Origin of the sequence: Mucilaginibacter roseus (assembly GCF_021215455.1) — a bacterium.
Classification (GTDB): domain Bacteria; phylum Bacteroidota; class Bacteroidia; order Sphingobacteriales; family Sphingobacteriaceae; genus Mucilaginibacter; species Mucilaginibacter roseus.
In genome coordinates this window covers 63230-81910 of the sequence record NZ_JAJPWV010000003.1, presented here as the reverse complement: position 1 = coordinate 81910, position 18681 = coordinate 63230, and the positions used below count along the sequence as shown (strand labels likewise).

Annotated in this window: 16 protein-coding genes; 8 read left to right on the top strand and 8 right to left on the bottom strand. The window is 45.7% G+C overall.

The window, feature by feature from the left end; all coding sequences use genetic code 11:
- Positions 1-5: 5 nt before the first annotated feature.
- From ccoN to LT679_RS09420, 8 genes are all read left to right on the top strand, one after another.
- A complete protein-coding gene (gene ccoN / locus LT679_RS09455; protein ID WP_232177224.1) occupies positions 6-2138 on the top strand; it encodes a cytochrome-c oxidase, cbb3-type subunit I in 2133 nt (710 codons plus the stop codon).
- A 5-nt stretch (positions 2139-2143) separates the two neighbouring features.
- Positions 2144-2335, top strand: a complete 192-nt coding sequence (locus LT679_RS09450; protein WP_228949951.1) for a hypothetical protein — start codon at positions 2144-2146, stop codon at positions 2333-2335.
- Positions 2332-3222: a cbb3-type cytochrome c oxidase N-terminal domain-containing protein gene (locus LT679_RS09445; protein WP_232177223.1), complete on the top strand. Its 891-nt coding sequence runs from the start codon at positions 2332-2334 to the stop codon at positions 3220-3222. Before LT679_RS09450 ends, LT679_RS09445 begins: the two co-directional genes overlap by 4 nt.
- A gap of 14 nt (positions 3223-3236) precedes the next feature.
- Positions 3237-4628, top strand: coding sequence for a cytochrome c oxidase accessory protein CcoG (gene ccoG / locus LT679_RS09440; RefSeq protein WP_232177222.1), 1392 nt, complete (start codon positions 3237-3239; stop codon positions 4626-4628).
- Positions 4615-5055: a FixH family protein gene (locus tag LT679_RS09435; RefSeq protein WP_232177221.1), complete on the top strand. Its 441-nt coding sequence runs from the start codon at positions 4615-4617 to the stop codon at positions 5053-5055. The genes ccoG and LT679_RS09435 overlap by 14 nt, the downstream gene beginning before the upstream one ends.
- A complete protein-coding gene (locus LT679_RS09430; RefSeq protein ID WP_232177220.1) occupies positions 5052-5738 on the top strand; it encodes a sulfite exporter TauE/SafE family protein in 687 nt (228 codons plus the stop codon). Before LT679_RS09435 ends, LT679_RS09430 begins: the two co-directional genes overlap by 4 nt.
- A 96-nt stretch (positions 5739-5834) precedes the next feature.
- On the top strand, positions 5835-6182 hold the full coding sequence (locus LT679_RS09425; RefSeq protein ID WP_232177219.1) for a hypothetical protein: 348 nt from the start codon (positions 5835-5837) through the stop codon (positions 6180-6182).
- An 82-nt stretch (positions 6183-6264) separates the two neighbouring features.
- Positions 6265-8040: a hypothetical protein gene (locus LT679_RS09420; RefSeq protein WP_232177218.1), complete on the top strand. Its 1776-nt coding sequence runs from the start codon at positions 6265-6267 to the stop codon at positions 8038-8040.
- Positions 8041-8111: 71 nt separating this feature from the next.
- On the opposite strand, the gene hemN is transcribed toward LT679_RS09420, so the two are convergent.
- From hemN to LT679_RS09380, 8 genes are all read right to left on the bottom strand, one after another.
- On the bottom strand, positions 8112-9479 hold the full coding sequence (gene hemN, locus LT679_RS09415) for an oxygen-independent coproporphyrinogen III oxidase (RefSeq protein ID WP_232177217.1): 1368 nt from the start codon (positions 9477-9479) through the stop codon (positions 8112-8114).
- A 12-nt stretch (positions 9480-9491) separates the two neighbouring features.
- Positions 9492-10520, bottom strand: coding sequence for a 2-hydroxyacid dehydrogenase (locus LT679_RS09410; RefSeq protein ID WP_232177216.1), 1029 nt, complete (start codon positions 10518-10520; stop codon positions 9492-9494).
- Positions 10521-10599: 79 nt separating this feature from the next.
- Positions 10600-11649 carry a response regulator gene (locus LT679_RS09405; protein WP_232177215.1) on the bottom strand — a complete coding sequence of 350 codons (1050 nt, stop codon included), beginning with the start codon at positions 11647-11649 and terminating at the stop codon, positions 10600-10602.
- Positions 11646-12836 carry a PAS domain-containing sensor histidine kinase gene (locus tag LT679_RS09400; RefSeq protein WP_232177214.1) on the bottom strand — a complete coding sequence of 397 codons (1191 nt, stop codon included), beginning with the start codon at positions 12834-12836 and terminating at the stop codon, positions 11646-11648. The genes LT679_RS09405 and LT679_RS09400 overlap by 4 nt, the downstream gene beginning before the upstream one ends.
- Before the next feature lie 112 nt (positions 12837-12948).
- Positions 12949-13872, bottom strand: coding sequence for a helix-turn-helix domain-containing protein (locus tag LT679_RS09395; protein WP_232177213.1), 924 nt, complete (start codon positions 13870-13872; stop codon positions 12949-12951).
- A gap of 686 nt (positions 13873-14558) precedes the next feature.
- Positions 14559-15131, bottom strand: a complete 573-nt coding sequence (locus LT679_RS09390; RefSeq protein WP_232177212.1) for a hypothetical protein — start codon at positions 15129-15131, stop codon at positions 14559-14561.
- A 303-nt stretch (positions 15132-15434) separates the two neighbouring features.
- A complete protein-coding gene (locus tag LT679_RS09385) occupies positions 15435-16988 on the bottom strand; it encodes a hypothetical protein (RefSeq protein WP_232177211.1) in 1554 nt (517 codons plus the stop codon).
- 36 nt (positions 16989-17024) lie between these two features.
- Entirely contained in the window at positions 17025-18662 is a 1638-nt protein-coding gene (locus tag LT679_RS09380) for a glycoside hydrolase family 31 protein (protein WP_232177210.1), read from the bottom strand.
- Positions 18663-18681 lie beyond the last annotated feature (19 nt).

Below are 18681 nucleotides of genomic sequence, written 5' to 3'. Positions count from 1 at the left end.
ATATTATGCAACCCGAAAAATTTTACTACGATAACAAGATTGTACGAAATTTTGGAATTGCCACCATTGTTTGGGGGATAATCGGCATGACAGTAGGGCTACTGGTAGCCATGCAGCTGTTTAAACCCGGCATGAACATGGGCAACCAGTACACCACCTTTGGCCGCATACGCCCGCTGCATACCAACGCGGTTATCTTCGCGTTTGTGGGCAACGCCATTTTTATGGGCGTTTACTATTCGCTGCAACGCCTGCTAAAGGCCCGCATGTTTAGTGATGCCCTGAGCAAGATTCATTTTTGGGGATGGCAGCTCATCATCGTATCGGCAGTTATTACGCTACCGCTGGGTTTCACCACCTCGCACGAGTATGCCGAGCTGGAATGGCCTATTGATATTGCCATTACGCTGATATGGGTGGTATTTGGCATCAACATGTTCGGTACCATCATTAAACGCCGCGAGCGGCACCTGTACGTGGCCATCTGGTTTTACATTGCCACGTTTGTAACCATAGCGGTGCTGCATATCGTTAATTCGTTCGAGTTGCCTATATCTGGTTTAAAAAGCTACTACCTGTATGCCGGCGTTCAGGATGCGCTGGTGCAATGGTGGTACGGGCATAACGCGGTGGCTTTCTTTTTAACCACGCCTTACCTGGGCATGATGTATTACTTTTTGCCTAAGATGGCCAACCGCCCGGTGTATTCATATAAGTTGAGTATACTGCACTTTTGGGCGCTGATATTTATTTATATATGGGCGGGTCCACACCACTTGCTATATACCACCTTACCAAGCTGGGCACAATCATTAGGTATCGTATTTTCTATTATGCTGATAGCGCCAAGCTGGGGCGGCATGATCAACGGGTTGCTTACCCTGCGCGGTGCCTGGGATAAGGTGCGCGATGATGTGGTACTTAAATTTATGGTGGTTGGTTTAACGGCCTATGGTATGGCCACCTTTGAGGGGCCAATGCTATCATTAAAACAAGTAAACGCCATTGGCCACTTTACTGACTGGATAGTAGCCCACGTGCATGTTGGCGCTTTAGGCTGGAACGGCTTTTTAACCTTTGCCATACTATACTGGTTGATACCGAGAATTTACCGCACACAGCTTTACTCCACCAAATTGGCCTCATTCCACTTTTGGATAGGTACGCTGGGCATATTGTTTTACGCGGTACCGATGTACTGGGCCGGTTTTACCCAGGGCCTGATGCTTAAAGAATTTACACCGGAGGGTATCTTGAAATACCCCACCTTTTTAGAAACCACGCTGCGCATCATCCCGATGCATGTAATGCGTGCTGTTGGTGGCGGGTTGTACCTGGTGGGTGTTATTGTAATGGCTTATAACCTGGCTAAAACCATGGCCGTTGGCAAATTGGTAGCGCAGGAGCCTGCCGAAGCGATGCCGTTGGAAAAAGTTTTTGTAGCCCATAACGAGGGCGACAACTTTTGGCACCGCGTATTGGAGCGTAAGCCGATACAACTGATGGTACTTTCATTACTGGTGATACTGATAGGCAGTATCATTGAGCTGATCCCAACCATGACCATCTCCTCAAACGTGCCTACCATTGCCAGTGTAAAACCCTATACGCCGCTGGAATTGCAGGGCCGTGATATATACATCCGCGAGGGTTGCGTTAACTGTCACTCGCAAACGGTAAGGCCTTTCCGGTCTGAAACGGAGCGTTATGGCGAATACAGTAAGGCCGGTGAATTTGTTTACGATCACCCTTTTCTTTGGGGATCAAAACGTACCGGGCCCGATTTGCAGCGCGAGGGGGGCAAGTACAGCAACGCCTGGCACTATAACCACATGCTTGATCCAAGGCTGATGTCGCCGGGCAGTATCATGCCGAACTACGATTGGCTCATCAACCAAAAGCTCGACACCACCACCACGGCATCTAAAATAAATGCCATGCGCACATTGGGTGTACCGTATGCCGCCGGTTACGACAAGCAGGCCAACACCGAGCTGGATAAACAGGCCAAAGGCATTGCCGATAACCTGGCTAAAGACAAGATAAAGGTACAAAGCGACCGCGAGATAGTAGCCCTGATAGCCTATCTGCAACGCCTGGGTACTGATATTAAAGTAACTAAAACCGCTAATAACTAAGCGCCATGTTTAAACAATTTGTACAGGGTATTGATGGTAACCAGGTTTACCTCATCACCTCGTTAGCCATATTTCTGCTGTTCTTCATTGTGGTAACGGTAATGCTTATCCGCATAAAAAAACCACATGCCGACTATATGAGCGATATACCCCTGAGCGATAATCAACCTAAACACCTAAATATACAGGAGCTATGAAAAAGCTATTGACCGCGTTTTTGCTGATAACAACCTTAGGCACTGCCCCTGTAATGGCAGCCGATGATACGTTGGTGCCTGTTGATACCATGAACTACATTGGCTACGGAGCCATTATGCTGATGCTGGTATTGTTTGTAATAACCATGCTGGTATTGCTGCGCACATTTAAGGTACTTACCCGCCTGCTACTGGGTGCTGAAGCTAAAAACATGTCTGCTGTAGCTGAAGCCGAAGTAATACCTCCTAAACCAAAGAACAGCCTGGTGAACAAGCTCCTCTCATTAAGGCCAATGGCCGAAGAGCAATCACTGCTTACCGAGCATGATTTTGACGGTATTAAGGAACTGAATAACCCAACGCCCGCCTGGTTTATGGGCTTGTTCTATATCACCATCGCATTCGCTATCGGGTACCTGCTTGTTTACCATGTATTCGGCATAGGGCAATTACAGGATCAGGAATATCAAACCGAAATAACCGTGGCTAACAAGGAGAAGGAAGCCTTCCTGGCAAAATCAGCCAACCGGGTGGATGAAAATTCAGTCACTCTTTCAACAGACGGCGCAGTGTTGCAATCGGGCGCAACGGTATTTAAAACCCATTGCGCCGCCTGCCATGGCGAGAAGGGGCAGGGCGTTGTTGGGCCTAACCTTACCGATGAGTACTGGCTGCATGGCGGCAAAATAAACGATGTATTTAAAACTATTAAATACGGAGTACAGGCCAAGGGTATGCCCAACTGGGAAAAGCAGCTTACCCCTAAACAAATTGCCGATGTGGCCAGCTACATTAAGTCAATATACGGAACTAAACCTGCCGGAGCCAAAGAGCCGCAGGGCGATATTTATAAAGATGACGCTGCTGCTAAAACGGCGTCTATTTAAAATAAACTACAGATATGCTTACCGCTGATATTACCGCACAACCTAATACCACCACTGGCGGTGGCCGCCGCTGGATGTATCCGGTTGTGCGTAAGGGTAAGCTGTACCGGTACCGCAGCCTGCTAAGCTATGCTTACCTGGTGCTGTTTTTTGCAGGCCCATTCATCAGCGTTAACGGGCACCCGCTGTTGCTGCTCAATATTATGGAGCGCCGCTTTGTAATACTGGGGCAGGTATTTTGGCCGCAGGATTTCTTTTTGTTCGTGCTTGCAATGCTGGCCGGGTTGGTATGTATCATACTGTTCACCATCGCTTTCGGCCGGGTGTTTTGTGGATGGATATGCCCGCAAACTATTTTTATGGAGATGGTTTTTCGTAAGATAGAGATATGGATTGAGGGCGATGCCAAAAAACGCCGCAAGCTGGACAAAGGGCCGCTAACCCGCGAAAAGCTGATCAAAAAAATATCTAAACACAGCATTTTTATTGTGCTATCGTTTTTGATAGCTAATATTTTTTTGGCATACATTATTGGTAAGGAAGCATTAATAAAAATCATTACCGAGCCGGTTGCCATGCACTGGTCGGGTTTTATAAGTATTTGGGTATTTACCGTGGTGTTTTATTTGGTTTATAGTCAAATGCGAGAGCTGGTGTGTACGGTTGTTTGCCCGTACGGGCGCTTGCAGGGGGTGCTGATAGATAAGAGCACGCTTGTGGTAGCCTATAATTTTTTGCGTGGCGAGCCGCGCGGTAAGATATCTAAAAAACAGGATCAGACCCAAAAAGGCGATTGTGTGGATTGCGGCTTGTGTGTAGATGTTTGCCCGACAGGCATTGATATACGTAAGGGCACCCAACTGGAATGTATAAATTGCACCGCCTGTATTGATGCCTGTAACCAGGTAATGGAAAAGATCAACAAGCCGCTTAACCTTATCGGCTTTTACTCTGAAGAAAGCATCGCCCAAAAGGAGCAGCCAAAGTTTAACGGACGTATGGTTGCTTACAGCGCGGTAATTGTGGTGCTGCTGGGCGTGCTTACCTCCTTTGTGCTTAAACGCAGCGCGGTTGATGTTACCATACTGCGGTCGGCTGGTATGCTGTATCAGGAGCAGCCGGGTGGTTACATCAGCAATATTTACAATGCCGAACTGATTAATAAAACCAGCACTCCGCAACAGATCACACTGGTTACTAATGATCCTGCGATCAAGGTAAAATATATCCAGGCACCTGGTACGTTAAAAGCCGAAAGCGAGGGCAAGGCGGTTTTCTTTTTAATGGTACCTGCCAACAGAATAAAAAGCGCTAAAACAGATATTGAAATTGAAGTGATGCGGGGTCATGAAACGCTCAGCACTATATCAACATCATTTATAGGACCGGTTTATGGAAGCAATTAGAAATTGGAATTGGGGCAAATGGCTGGTTACCGGTATGGTAACCTTTATGCTCTTTATCATCTGCATGGCGGTTTACATGTTAAGGCAGCCTGCCGATGATTATGATAACAGTTATTACGAAAAAGGCCTGGCCTACAACAGCGAATACACGCGCCAGAAGAATGTGGAGCAGGATCATGCACAACCCATTATAAAGGTAGAGGGTAACACCCTGAACATACAGTTTACCGGCGAGGCAAACGGCAAACTCACCTTCCTCCGCCCGTCAGGGCAACGGTTTGATAAGGCTATGGATATGGCTACCGGCGCGGGTGGATTATTCAGCATACCGTTAACTGATTTTCAGCAGGGGCGGTGGCAACTGGTTATCAACTGGCAGCAAGGCAACAGGCAATACCTCTATAAACAAGAGATCACCTTACCATGAGCGACTGGCAGGTAGCGTTTTTTATAGGACTTTTCGGCAGTGTTCATTGCATTGGCATGTGCGGGCCGTTAATGCTGGCCGTGTCCTTTGGCGGGCGCTCGGCATGGCTGCTTGCTTTTGATAAACTGCTGTACCAATTCGGCCGCACCATAAGTTATGTTGTTCTTGGTTTGATCATTGGGCTTATAGGCAAGCAAATTTGGCTGGCCAACATCCAGAACGGGTTGAGCATTGTAAGCGGTGTACTCATTATACTGGCGGCATTATCCCGCTTAATTAAACACTCATTTAAAAGTACGGGCATCGCTGTAAAGTTAATGCAACCGTTTAATAACATGCTGGTATGGGCATTAAAAAAACGTGCGGGGCATTTGCTCACAGGTATGCTTAATGGTTTACTTCCCTGCGGATTTGTTTACCTGGCGCTGGTAGGCGCTGTTAACACCGGTACGGTTTTAAACTCAGCAAGCTTTATGTTATGGTTTGGAATGGGCACTTTACCGCTCATGTTTGCCGCCGCGCTTGGCAGCGGTTTTTTTACCGTATCGCTCAGGCGAAAGCTGAATATAGTGGTGCCTTATTTTATGCTGTGCCTTGGGGTGTGGTTTGTGCTGCGGGGCCTGTCGCTTAATGTGCCATACCTTAGTCCGCCGGCAATGGATGCACCCGCGATATGCAAATAAAAAATGTGCGTAAGGTCACTTTTTGTAATGATGGCTGTCATGGTGCAGGCACGTGTTTATCCGCAATTTTGAATTGTAAACAAAACGATAAATGTTATGGCAACTATAAAAACAATAACCCCGCAATTTATAAATGAACATAAACCGGCAACCCTGCATTTTAACTTGTGGGATAAGTTTAATGAGTTTGCCGACACGCAAAAAAGCAACCAAACCTTATGGTTCTTTTTAGTACTGATGGTGCATGGCGTAATATTTTTACCCATCCCGGCAGTATTGAGCTACTACTTTGACGGCTCTGCCGCGGTGTTAGCCGTAACCATGATCTGCTTTTTTGCAAACCTGATCGCCAATATGGCTGGTGGCGGTATCCGTACCGTGCTCAAGCTGTTCGCGGCCAGTATTTTAATTCACGTGGCAATGATCATCATTGTAATAGTTTAACAAACAGGATTAGTGTGGTATGAATAAAAAAGCGGTTATCAGCCGCTTTTTTTATTGAATAATAATTGATTTTTAAATAACGATGCACAACTTTCATATCCCCGTTTTAGGGCTGGCCTTTTCAATTGATACACCGCTCAAAGTAGCGCGATACGGTATATCATCCGTGGTTTCAATAGTTGATGATGAACTGGTAGAGCGTATGCGCGAGTTTCACATACGTGAGCACAACGATGAATACATCCCGATCAAAAAAAATGAGCACGATTACCGTGCCCGGCGCATAACCGCGTATCTGGATATGCTGAACACCTACGTTGCCCGGCAAATGACCGCGCTCAAGCAACAGCCGTTTGGCGAGGGCCACGATATTGACCGTTATTTTGATATGCTGCCCGATGGCTCGGCATTGAAACAAAAATACCTACTGATGCAACAGACCACTGATGTCGATCTGAAACACAAATTAGAGCAGCAATTGCGCAGCGAAATGCAATCCGGCAGTATTGATGTAAATATTATGGCCAAGGTTGATAAGATGAACTATGACAAGGACGGCCATAGCACCGGCGAGGTTAATACCGATGCCTTAGCCGCCCTGCGTGGTTTTGCACAAAGTGACCTGAATGCCTCGGTCATACTATCAGCCGGTATGAACCCGCGCTTATATAGTTACCTCGAGGAGTTCCGTGATTTTTTTCCGGACGTTGATGGCAACACCCGCAAGCGGGTGATACTGAAGGTGAGCGATTACCGCTCGGCATTGATACAAGCGAAATTTTTGGCCAAAAAAGGTATTTGGGTGCATGAGTTCCGTATCGAGTCGGGCCTGAATTGCGGTGGCCATGCCTTTGCTACCGATGGCTTATTGCTTGGCCCCATATTACAGGGATTCAACGAAAAGCGGCAGGAAATGGTAGATGAGTTACAGGCTATATACTTACCGGCATTAAGTAGCAAAGGCTACAGCGTTATCAATAATCCGTCAATCCGCATCAGTGTTCAGGGTGGTATAGGTACGGCAGCCGAAAATAATTTTTTGCTGGAGCACTACGCGCTTGATGCTACAGGCTGGGGCAGTCCGTTCTTGCTGGTTCCTGAAGCTACCAATGTTGATGATGAAACACTGCACCAGTTAACCGCGGCAAAGCCGGATGATTTTTACGTAAGCGCGGCATCGCCGCTGGGTGTGCTCTTCAATAACTTTAAGCCGGCAAGCATACAGCAGTTGCGTTTGAAGCGTATAGCCGCGCATCGTCCGGGGAGCCCTTGTACTAAAAAATACCTGTGTACCAATACGGAGTTTACGGCCGAGCCTATCTGTACGGCATCGCGCCAGTACCAGCATTTAAAAATTGAACAGCTTATGGCTGCCAATCTGCCCGGCGATGAATTATACCGCCAGGTACAGGAAGTAACCGAAAAAATATGCCTTTGCGAAGGATTGGCCGTATCAGCCTATATCAAAAACAACCTGCTAAAACCCCGCGAAAACAAGGCGGTAGCCATTTGCCCCGGCCCAAACCTGGCTTATTTTAAGGCTACATACTCGTTAGATGAAATGGTAAAGCATATCTACGGCAAACTTAACCTGCTTAAAAATGTGAGCCGCCCCAACCTTTTCATTAACGAGCTGAACCTTTACCTGGAGTACCTGAACAAAGAAGTTGCCCGCTCGGTAAATAACATGAATACTAAGAAGGAAAAATACCTTGACAAGTTCAGGCAGCAGCTACAGCAGGGTATTGATTATTATAAGGCGCTGATACCGCAGATAAGCAACCAAACGCTTGAGTATTTACAGGAGATGCAAACCATGCTGCAAACCTGCGAAGCGCAACTGAATGCCATAGCATAAGCACAAAAAAAGCGGCCAAAAGCCGCTTTTTTCATTGTTAATTGATTGCGTTCAGGTTTGATTATATGTTATTATCCGTTCATGCTGAATAATTGCGTTGCTGGCTTGTTTTGCCACAGCCTTTCGTCAAAAGCCATACATATATTGCGTAAAAAGCGTTTGCCAAGCGGTGTAACCTTCAGGCAGCGGGAGTTGAGTTCTATCAGGCCGTCATTCACTAATGGCTCCAACCTTTCAATGCTTTTTGACAGCCCGGCAGACGGTTGGGCATCATGATCCCAGCGGGTTTGGCCCTTGCACATAATATCCAATATATGGCTGCGCAACAGCATATCCTCATCGGTAGATTGATGCAGCTTGATAAGTGGCAACCGGCCGGCATTGATCAGATCCAGGTACTCATCTATCTTCTTAGCATTCTGCGCGTAAGCATACCATGAGTCACTAATGGATGATACCCCCAGGCCGATAAGCAATTGGGTATATTGATAGGTATAACCCATAAAGTTGCGGTGTAAACGACCACCTTGTTCAGCCCGGTAAAGGCTATCGGTACTTAGTGAAAAATGGTCCATGCCAATATCATGATAGCCGATGTTTTGAAACAACTCGCAACCCAGATCATACAGTTTACGTTTCAAAAACGCGTCGGGCAGATCTTTTTCGGTATAGCGGCGCTGGCCGGGTTTTATCCAGGGCACATGAGCGTAGCTGTAAAAGGCGATACGGTCGGGCATCAGCAAGGCAACTTGGTGCAGGGTATCAGCCATGCTCGCTACAGTTTGCAGCGGCAGGCCATAGATCAGGTCGTAATTGATAGAGTCATAACCTATTTCCCGTGCCTCGTCCGTTACTTTTTTTACCTGCTCAAAACTCTGTATGCGGTTAATGATAAATTGTACCTTCGGGTCAAAATCCTGAATGCCGAGGCTCAGCCTGCGAAAACCCAGATCGTACAGGGTTTGTAAATGCTCCGTAGTGGTATTCCCCGGGTGCGCCTCAAAACCAAATTCAGCATTCGGGTGGATGGCGGTATCATCAAGTAATCCGTTTATCAGCAACTGCAAATTTTGCGGACTAAAAAAGGTTGGCGTTCCGCCACCCAAATGTATCTCACGTATTACGGGCTGCTCATTAAAGATGGCTTTATACATTCCCCATTCCTTTAGTACGGCCTCAATATAGGGTTGCTCTACACGGTGATTTTTGGTAATGCGGGTATTGCAGCCGCAATAAGTACACAGGCTTTCGCAATAGGGCAGGTGTATGTAAAGGCTGATGCCATCGGTATTATTGGTTTGTGTAAATGATGCCTTTACAGCGCGTTCCCATTCCGCGGCATCAAATGGAGTATTATCCCAATAAGGTACAGTAGGGTAACTAGTGTAGCGCGGCGCGGCAACATTATATTTATCGGTGAGTGCTTCGGGTACGGGCATGGCTTTAGGCTTTTAGGCGATGATTTTAACAGGCACCACTTCGGTGCGGCAACTGTTGGCGCAGGCACAGGCGTTGCCGGTGCATTTGTTTTGCTGCCATAGGTCGAGGTTTTTAATGGTTTGATCGCAAATCTGCTGTAAAGCCTCGTTAGTCAAAAATGCCTGATGTGGGGTAACAATCACATTGGGATGAGCCATTAAACGGGTAAGCAGGCTATCCTTTTGCGCATCGTGTGTATGGTCCTGGAAAAACAGACCTTTTTCGTTTTCGTAAACATCCAAACCTAAGTAGCCTATTTGCCCGGTGTTTATTGCCAGCAGGGCTGATTCTGTGTCAATCAACCCACCACGTGAAGTATTAAGCAGCATAACACCCGGTTTCATTTTGGCGATGTTTTCAGTGTTGATGATATGAAAAGTATCCGGTGTAAGCGGCGCGTGCAATGATATAACGTCAGATTGCTTAAGCAATTCATCCAGCGGAGCAAACTCAATATCGGGCAAGCGGTCGGGTTTGCTCACATCATAACCAATAACACGGCAACCCAACCCTTTAAAAACGGCGGCTGTTGCCAGGCCGATATGCCCCAAACCGATCAGCCCAACGGTTTTACCATAAAAATTAAAACCGATCAGGTCATCCAGCTTAAAATCAAAATTTATACTATGCTGGTGGGCTACAGGTATGTGCCTGCTAAGGGCGAGGGCAAGCGCCAGGGTATGTTCGGCAATGGCTTGTGGTGAGTAGATGGGTACGTTGGCCAGCTTAATGCCCCTTTCGCCTGCAGCAACTTTGTCAATATGATCGGTACCTACGGAGCGGGTGGCAATATATTTAATACCCATATCCGCCAGTTTATCAATAACCGGGGCTGAGGCATCATCATTGGTAAATATAACTACGGCATCCTTACCTTGCGCGTAGGCGGCCGTTTCAATACTTAACGGGTTTGATATGAGGGTGATATCATGTTTCTTTTGATTGGATTTTGCCAGGAATTCCTTTTCAAAAGCTTTTATACTGTAGGCTACAACTTTCATTTGCTAATGCTTTGCTACAAAGTTAGCCTTGTTGCAGTAGCCAAAACATGCGTACCGTCAGTACAAAAAATGATATTCGTCAGTTTTTCATTTTTACCAGGCGGTTCATATCCAGTATGGTTATCTGGCTGCCTTTTTTTTCTATTGAGCCTTCTTCCTTAAAATCGGTAAGGGTACGGCTAACCGTTTCAGTAGCCATGCCTGCCATGGCGGCCAGTTCATCGCGTGATATTTTGAACTGCGCCGGATCAGTTGATTGCTTACTCAGGCGGATAAGCACCTGCGCCAAACGTTTACGTACAGAATTATAGGCCAGCTCAATTAACTGCTCCTCCTTTTCGCGCACGTTGTTGGCCAATATGCGGATGAATTGCTGCCCCACATCCGGGTATTTGTTAAGCAGGTTCAGCGTCATATCCCTCGGCAGCAGGCACACGGCCGAATCTTCAACAGCCTCGGCGGTATCGGTATAGCTTTCATCTAAAAGCAGGGCATGTATTCCCAGGTAATCATCATTACGGTAAAGGCCGGTTAAGAGTTCGCGGCCATCCTCGGCAATTTTAATGGTTTTTACGCTACCCTCAAGCACCAGGTAAAGGCCTTGCGGGGTATCGCCATCGTAATAAAGTATCTGTTTCTTTTTTATCTGGCGTACTTTTCTGCCGGCTATCATGCCTTTAAGCTCGGCCAGGCCTTGCCCGTTGCCGCTTGCCAGTTGCTCCAGCTTATCTATCGATTGATTGTAGTACTCCTCCTGGCGCTGTTTCTTTTTCAGCCGCGATTCAATGGCGTTCAGCAGCTCAATATCATCAAAGGGTTTGGTCAGGTAATCATCAGCACCCATCTCCATACCTTTTCTAAAATCTATCCGCTCGGCCTTGGCCGTCAGAAAGATAAAGGGCGTGCCCGCTGTTTCCGCGTTTTTGCCCAGCATGTATAGTACGCCATAACCATCGAGCTCGGGCATCATAATATCGCAAAGAACCAGGTCGGGTTTATGCTGAAAGGCGAGGTCAACACCTGCCTTACCGTTGTTAGCTTGAAGCACCTTGTAGCCACTGAGTTCTAATATCTCCGCGGTACTTTCCCTGATGTCGTTGTTGTCTTCAATGATCAATATAGTTGTCATGCTTTTACCGGAAATGCTAAAGTGAATGATGTACCCTGGTTTATCTTGCTTTCAAATGCTATTTGTCCGTTCATTAATGTGGCATACCTTGCCACAATATTAAGCCCCAGGCCGGTACCCGGTATGTTGCCGGTATTGTGCGCCCTGAAGAAAGCCTCGAACAAATGTTTTTGGTCGCTTTCGGGGATGCCTATGCCGTTATCTTTTATAATGATGATGAGTTGATCATCAGTTAATTCTGTATTAAATTCAATAAAAGTATGCTCGCCGCTGTATTTTATAGCGTTGCTAATAAGGTTAATGATGCAGTTACGTAGCAAGCCCTGGTCAAGGCTTACCATACTGGTAGTACCGGTATGCTGGTAAACGATGTTTTGTGCTTCTTTAGCTATCATCTGCATCTCCTCCGTTATCTCTTCAGAAAATTTCACGATATCAAAGGGGGTAAATACAGGTTCTACCTTGCCTGCCTCAAGGCGCTCTAACGACAAAAAATCATTCAGTATACTGGTGAGGTTACCTATCGAGCCCTTTATTTTGTTGATATGCTTGCTGATGTTCGGATTGTTAAGTTGCGAGGCATATTTTTCGATAAGCACGGCCGAAAGCTGGATAGCGCTTAAGGGTGTTCGGAACTCATGCGAAGCCATGGAAACGAAACGGCTTTTCAGTTGCCCCAATTCCTTTTCCTTTTCCAGCGATTGGCTTACCTCTTCCTTGGCTATCTGAAGCTCATCAACTGTGTTTTTGAGAGATTGGGTGCGCTCCTGCACTTGTTGTTCCAGGTTGGCAGCATATTCGCGCAGGCGTTCTTCTGCCTTTTTTTCGCGACTCAGATCATGTATAAAACCGGTGTATATTTTTCGGCCCGAGTATTGCACCTCACTCACCGCCAGCCTGAACGGAAATACGGTTCCATCTTTTCGTAAGCCCTGCACTTCACGACCGATACCAATAATGTGTGCTTGCCCGGTGCGCTGATAACGGTGTATATAGCTATCGTGCTGCTCGCGGTCAGGCGGGGGCATCAGCATGGCAATATTATTCCCAACTACCTCGTCAGGCGCATACAAAAACAGCCTGCACGCTGACGGGTTGATCGACTCGACCCGGCCTCGCTCATCAATAGTAATGATACCATCAATGGCATTTTGAATAATTGCATTTAACAAGGCAGCGTTCTCCATGCGGTTAAAATATGATATTGAGCACAAATATCATAATACGCGGGATTATCTGCGAATGATTATGCTCAGCCTGAAAAGTGACCGGGATCATTTTCAGGCTAAGCATAAATATCTAAATCACGGCATGTATCAGTTGGTATGATGTAGGGTTGTGGCCGGTGTATTGTTTAAAAAAACGGCTGAAGTGCGATGGGGTGTCAAACCTTAGTTTATCTGCCACCTCTTTTATTGACAGGTTTGCCGAAACCAGCCAGTGCCGCGCCTCATTAAACAATCGCTGGTGAATGTGGTGCAGCGGACTAAGTCCGGTTTCATTTTTTACTACTTCACTCAGGTACTTGGCACTTACGGCCAACTCGTCGGCATATTCCTGTACCGTTCGCTTGGTTAAATAGTGCTCATCCGCCAGTTGCAGAAATTGTTGGGTTAACTGCGCAGCCCGATTATTGGTGTGGCTTACCAAAGTTGGCTCAGTACAAACGCGGTATCCTTGCAGCATCAGTTCAATAAAAGTGAGGTATGCCATTTGCTCATGAAAGATGCGGGTGCCGTAAAGTTCCTTTTCCAGCTTGTCAAAAAGCTCGCGCATTATTCTTGCCCGGTCGGCCGAAAGCTCGCAGTAAGGGGTAACCTTTTCACCCGGCGTTATAATTTCGAGTATGCCTGCTTGCTTAATCAGGCTGCTGCTTAATAGTTTTTTATGAAAGGATAGTATGGTGATCTGTACGTTGTCAGAGCTGTTTTGGTAATCCGGTTTTTGTCCGGGCGAAAGTAAAAACATACTGCCTGCGGCAAAATTGTGCAAAAGGTTGCCTGCGATAATTTCGGTATAACCCTGCTTGCCTAACAGCAGGTGGTAATGCGTATTGTGATAGTAGTGCAGTGCGTTTTCATTGGTATGGTGATGTATGGTCATCAACTCATCCAAATGGCTTTTTACTTTAACAGCCTTATTGTCGCCTGGCGCTATAATAGCTTGGGCGGACTCAGGTAATCGTGCGTCAACAAAGTGATCTGTAAGGTAGCTTTGCTCCATATACATTATTTAGATCAGCAAAAAAAGCAAGTAATGCCCATATAAGTGGTAAGCGTATTATCATAATAAGGTAAGCCGAATGTCATAGTGCGAAGAACGACAAACGCTCGGATGATCCGATTTTTTGCTGAAAATACTTATGTTTAAATGCCTGAAGCGCCTGTCTCTCAGATAATGAAAGCAAACCTAATTGCCCGTTTGGGTATAGTATTAGTAAGTATATGTTTGATAATAGCTATAAACAAGCTATGCCTTGGATTTATTTTTAAGTTTCAAGCGGGCTATAGATAATATAGCTTATATTGCTTTGTACTTTATCGACGCCCTGATTTTTCGTACCTGGATAATTGCGCTTTGTATAATTGTATTTTATTTAGTATTTATAAGGGTAAGCTATAACCGGTATATGTTTCTAAAATGTTTATCAGGTATGTTCATCGGGTATATTGTTTCGATAAAAATATTTAGAGATGAAACGTCAGTAACTATAGCCAATAAAGAGTTAAAGGTTGCTTTAACCTATATATTATCAGGGCTTTTTTCGATTTTAATAATTCAGTTGTTAATCATCCCTAAATGGTTTCAAAAGAGGTATAATATTTAAAGATTGTTTAAGCCCCGATAGCAAAAAACAGCGCCTGCGATATTAATCGCAGGCGCTGTTACTATATTAAACACTATTTTTATTATAAACCGAAGCTGTAAGCTACGCGCAGGGCAAGCAAATTATTGCTTTTGCCATTGTCGGTAAATTTAGAGTTGCCTTCAAAGCGTACACCTGCATCAATGTAGTTGTTTCCGCCTACGTTAAACAGGTAACCTACCTGCGGCGCGTAAACGAATGCTGCTGATTTGGTTGCGCCTACATCACTTTTATTGGTGATGAAAGCAGCACCGGCTTCACCTTGTACATAAAAGTTTTGCACCGGGAAGTATTTTAAACCCGCTTTCGCTGGTATTAATTTCAGGTCTTCGCCGCTTACACCGTTAATTTCTTTAGCGAAGTAGTTTTGGAAACCGCCGTTAACAGTAACATATAACTGATCCTGCAGGATCGGGAAGTCGGCCTGAACTGATCCGCCTACGCTCCAGTTGTAAGCGTCTTTAAAGCTGCCTACAGGCAAGCCGAAATCAGGGCCAACGTTTAAGCGGATACCTGAACCAGTAGTAGTTTTGCCACCGTCTTGTGCGTTAGCGTTAATTGAGAAAAGAGATACTATTGCAAGTGTTAGTGCACTTAATTTGATTAAAGTTTTCATCTTGATATTATGATATTAGTTGCTGTTTCAAATATTGAAACAGGTTGTTTTTCGGCAGAATTTCGGAGCCGGCTTCACAATCTTCTGCCTGTTATGCTATGGTTTTTTACTTACACAGCTTTAACATCACAAAAGTACTGCGGCAAATCAGGGTGGGCAATCCCCAAACTTCGGGAGATGTAACCAATTTTTCGGTTATATGTCAGTAATCGGCAAGTAATGGCCGTAAACGTCTGTTTATAAAAAAAACGCCCTGCTGATTTTTCTTACTCAGCAGGGCGTTTTTTATAGTATTTGATGATGTCAGTAGGCTGATTCGTCAGCGCCTATATCAACCCGGTTGTTCACTTTGCGGGCGCCTCCGTCAATATCAAACTCGCCAGTTTGTACCACGTAGGTAGGCAAGCCTGCATTTACTGATGCTGATGTACTGCTTAAATGGAGGTTTGGCGTTGGTAAAGTACCCGAAACATAACCCGGGTTGCCATAAGTCGAATTAGCATCTAAGCCGGTGGCGGTTTTAAACGTCGCCAGACTTGAGTAAGTGGTTCCGTTGATGCCGCCCCAGTCAAACGTTACGTTTGATGCCGATGCCGATAGCGAATAATACTTGTTGTAGTTAAAGCTAAGGTTGGTTGAGGTATAACCCAATGATGCAATAACCACAATATTGCTGCGCGAGTGGATGATGTTGTTGATGAATGATACATTATCCATATTCTGCATGTGTATCTCGCCGCCCCAGCCGCCTTTGGAGTAGTTTTGATAAAGCGTGTTATTGCTAACGGTTGAATTAATAACCTTCCCGTTTGATTGATTGGAGCCGATAAGTAAACCTGCCTCAATGTTATTGTAAACAAAGTTGCTACGTACATTAATGCCTTCGGCGTTGTTGTTATTATTTTCGCAGCCAACACTTATACCGGCGTAATTTTCGTAGCTGGTGTTGCCCTCAATGTTTATCCACTTGCCGCCATCTACATAAATACCGCCAGAAGTAGCCACCGGCGATACGCAGCGGTAAACCGTGTTATATTTCACGTTACCGTTACGGGCAAAGTTTACGTTGGCGGGGGCGCCCGTCCATGCGTAATGGCCGGTCATGTCAATACCTATATTCTTTATGTCGTGCACAATGTTGCGCTCTATTAAAAAGTTCTCCACGTTACCGCCAAGGGTTAAGCCCTCGCTGTAGCCGGTGTTGCAATTATAAATTTCGTTACCGCCTACGTAAATCTGATTGTATGATGTGGATGTAGTGCCAATCATTACCAGCGGGTTGGCATTGTCTGAGCTTGTAGGTATCGCCGATGCGTTGGTTGTCCAGCCGATGTTGTAAATTTTGCAATTGGTAACATGTACGTCGGTGCCCGAGCCGGAAACATATATACCCGATGCAAAACTGCGGATGTTATTAGCTATACGGATGTTATCTATTTTAATGTGGCTTTTGCTGGCAATGCCTATCATGGAATTTTGCGCATCGTTGGTGGCGTTTACACCATCCAGTATAACAATGCCGCCATTGTAATTGGTAAGCGTAATTTTCTCACTGGTTGATGCGCCGGAATTCGGCCAGTATAACCGCTCTTTATAGGTGCCTGCCGCTACGTAAATATTGCTGCCCGCTCCGTTAGTGGTTTTGTATAAAGCGGCTTGTATGGTTTTTAGCGCCGTTGCAGCTGTTAACCCGGTGTTGGCATCGTTGCCGGTGCTGCCGTTAACATAAAAATTGGTAACCGCGAAAGTGGTTTTCTTTGAATCCGCTTTGGTATCCGTTGCCGTAAGGTTTTCACTGTTCTTTTTACATCCTCCCAGAGCGATGAGCAAAACAAAAAGTACTCGTAAATTTTTCATAATGGTTTATTTGGTTAATTATTGAATTCCTAAATGTTACTTACTTACCAGCTCAAATACAGGCAGCCGGTTTAGCGGAACATCCTGCTCAATTTTTGCCGGGCCCTTTATTGTCTTGCCCCTGTCATCACGCCATTTGCCTTTGGGCAGGTAGATGGTTTTGGTTTTATCTTTATTCAGTGCCGGTGCTATCAGTAGTTTATCGCCCAGCATAAACTGGCTTTTTACTTCAGCATAACCCTGTGCCGGGTACTGGTATTCCATGCTGCGTACTATTGGCAGTCCTGTTTTTGCTGATGATTTGGCCAATTGCATTATATAAGGTGTATGCTTTTTCCGGGTTTCAACAGCTTGCTTTACCAGTGCCAGGTGCTCTTTACTTAATACCCGCCACGGCGCTACCGAAAATTGCATCATTGGCATCAGTGCCGAGCACTGCGCCGAGCGTACCACCAACTCCTCATCCAGTTTATCCCTGCCTATGAAGGAGCCGTATTCTCCGCCGCCAATCATATCCGGGCAGGTAAAGTTGTAGCCCAATAAGCCCGCCACGGTAATATGCGGGATCAATTTTTGCAGATCGGCCCAAGTGTGTTGCTTATCGCGCAGGCGCTGTACCAGGGGCTTTCCGGCCATTTTCCACATGGCGCGGTATTCATTAAGTGGATAGTTGAGTCCTATCTCTCCCCATAAGCGGCTATGCTCATTTGGTGTTGCTTTTTTGTAGGAGATAGCATCCGCAGGATAGAAATCGGCATCACCCGCATCAAACTTAAAACCGTCCAGGTGATAGGTATTTACCATATAGTTCAACCTGGCCTTAAACCACTCTTGTGCCTTTGGGTTAGTAAAATCAAGTACGGCGCTGTAACCGTTCCACCAGCTTATAATGGCAGGGTTAATGGCCTTATCCCAATCATTCTTTTCCTTTTGTTGGGCGCTGTATAAAAGCAGTTTTTTGCTTAATAATTCCCTGAACACCTCCGTATCCGGTGATACAAACGGACTTATCCAGAGCATTACTTTGAAGCCCATTTTATGCAGGCTGTCAACCATCGCCGTAGCGTTACTGAAACGGTCTTTCCGAAAATCAAACCTGCCATAATAGTCCGCCCAGTTATCATCTATCATTAGCACGCCGGCGGGGAAATCATTGGCAACAACATCATGGGCATATTTTAATATGTCGGTTTGGTTTTGATTGTATACAAGCTCTATCCAGGTATTGTACTGCGGCCGACTGAACAAAAGTGTATCAGGCAGTTTGCCCTTTGCTGCGAAATGCTTTTTGCTTGCATTGATAAATGATTCCTTCAGGTTATGACCGGCCGAATCAATATCCAATGGCTGATTATTGCCTGTTATCACTAACTGATTACTTCTTACAGTAAATTTAAAAGGCTCATCGCTCCAAACGTAACGCCCTTTGGTTGATAGCAGCAGCGGACTTGCCTGGTTAGTGCCCGTATTGGCAAATAAGTCAAAGGTATAACCATCTTTAAAAGGCATGGTTTGCGCTTCGTTAACAGCGCCGCCATACCAGTATTCCCCTGGTTTTATTGCAATGTTGGTGTTTTGGGCAAACGCGGCGTTGAACGATAACAGAAATGGAATTGCAACAAGCAATTTGTTCCATGATTTTTTTAGGTGGGTAGATAGGTAGTTATTCGTCATAAAAAAGAATGAAGTAGCG

Bases quoted from the DNA above. Each gene is read 5' to 3' on its own strand.
- ccoN (WP_232177224.1), top strand. From the start codon at position 6: ATGCAACCCGAAAAATTTTACTACGATAACAAGATTGTACGAAATTTT.
- LT679_RS09450 (WP_228949951.1), top strand. From the start codon at position 2,144: ATGTTTAAACAATTTGTACAGGGTATTGATGGTAACCAGGTTTACCTC.
- LT679_RS09445 (WP_232177223.1), top strand. From the start codon at position 2,332: ATGAAAAAGCTATTGACCGCGTTTTTGCTGATAACAACCTTAGGCACT.
- ccoG (WP_232177222.1), top strand. From the start codon at position 3,237: ATGCTTACCGCTGATATTACCGCACAACCTAATACCACCACTGGCGGT.
- LT679_RS09435 (WP_232177221.1), top strand. From the start codon at position 4,615: ATGGAAGCAATTAGAAATTGGAATTGGGGCAAATGGCTGGTTACCGGT.
- LT679_RS09430 (WP_232177220.1), top strand. From the start codon at position 5,052: ATGAGCGACTGGCAGGTAGCGTTTTTTATAGGACTTTTCGGCAGTGTT.
- LT679_RS09425 (WP_232177219.1), top strand. From the start codon at position 5,835: ATGGCAACTATAAAAACAATAACCCCGCAATTTATAAATGAACATAAA.
- LT679_RS09420 (WP_232177218.1), top strand. From the start codon at position 6,265: ATGCACAACTTTCATATCCCCGTTTTAGGGCTGGCCTTTTCAATTGAT.
- hemN (WP_232177217.1), bottom strand. From the start codon at position 9,479: ATGCCCGTACCCGAAGCACTCACCGATAAATATAATGTTGCCGCGCCG.
- LT679_RS09410 (WP_232177216.1), bottom strand. From the start codon at position 10,520: ATGAAAGTTGTAGCCTACAGTATAAAAGCTTTTGAAAAGGAATTCCTG.
- LT679_RS09405 (WP_232177215.1), bottom strand. From the start codon at position 11,649: ATGACAACTATATTGATCATTGAAGACAACAACGACATCAGGGAAAGT.
- LT679_RS09400 (WP_232177214.1), bottom strand. From the start codon at position 12,836: ATGGAGAACGCTGCCTTGTTAAATGCAATTATTCAAAATGCCATTGAT.
- LT679_RS09395 (WP_232177213.1), bottom strand. From the start codon at position 13,872: ATGGAGCAAAGCTACCTTACAGATCACTTTGTTGACGCACGATTACCT.
- LT679_RS09390 (WP_232177212.1), bottom strand. From the start codon at position 15,131: ATGAAAACTTTAATCAAATTAAGTGCACTAACACTTGCAATAGTATCT.
- LT679_RS09385 (WP_232177211.1), bottom strand. From the start codon at position 16,988: ATGAAAAATTTACGAGTACTTTTTGTTTTGCTCATCGCTCTGGGAGGA.
- LT679_RS09380 (WP_232177210.1), bottom strand. From the start codon at position 18,662: ATGACGAATAACTACCTATCTACCCACCTAAAAAAATCATGGAACAAA.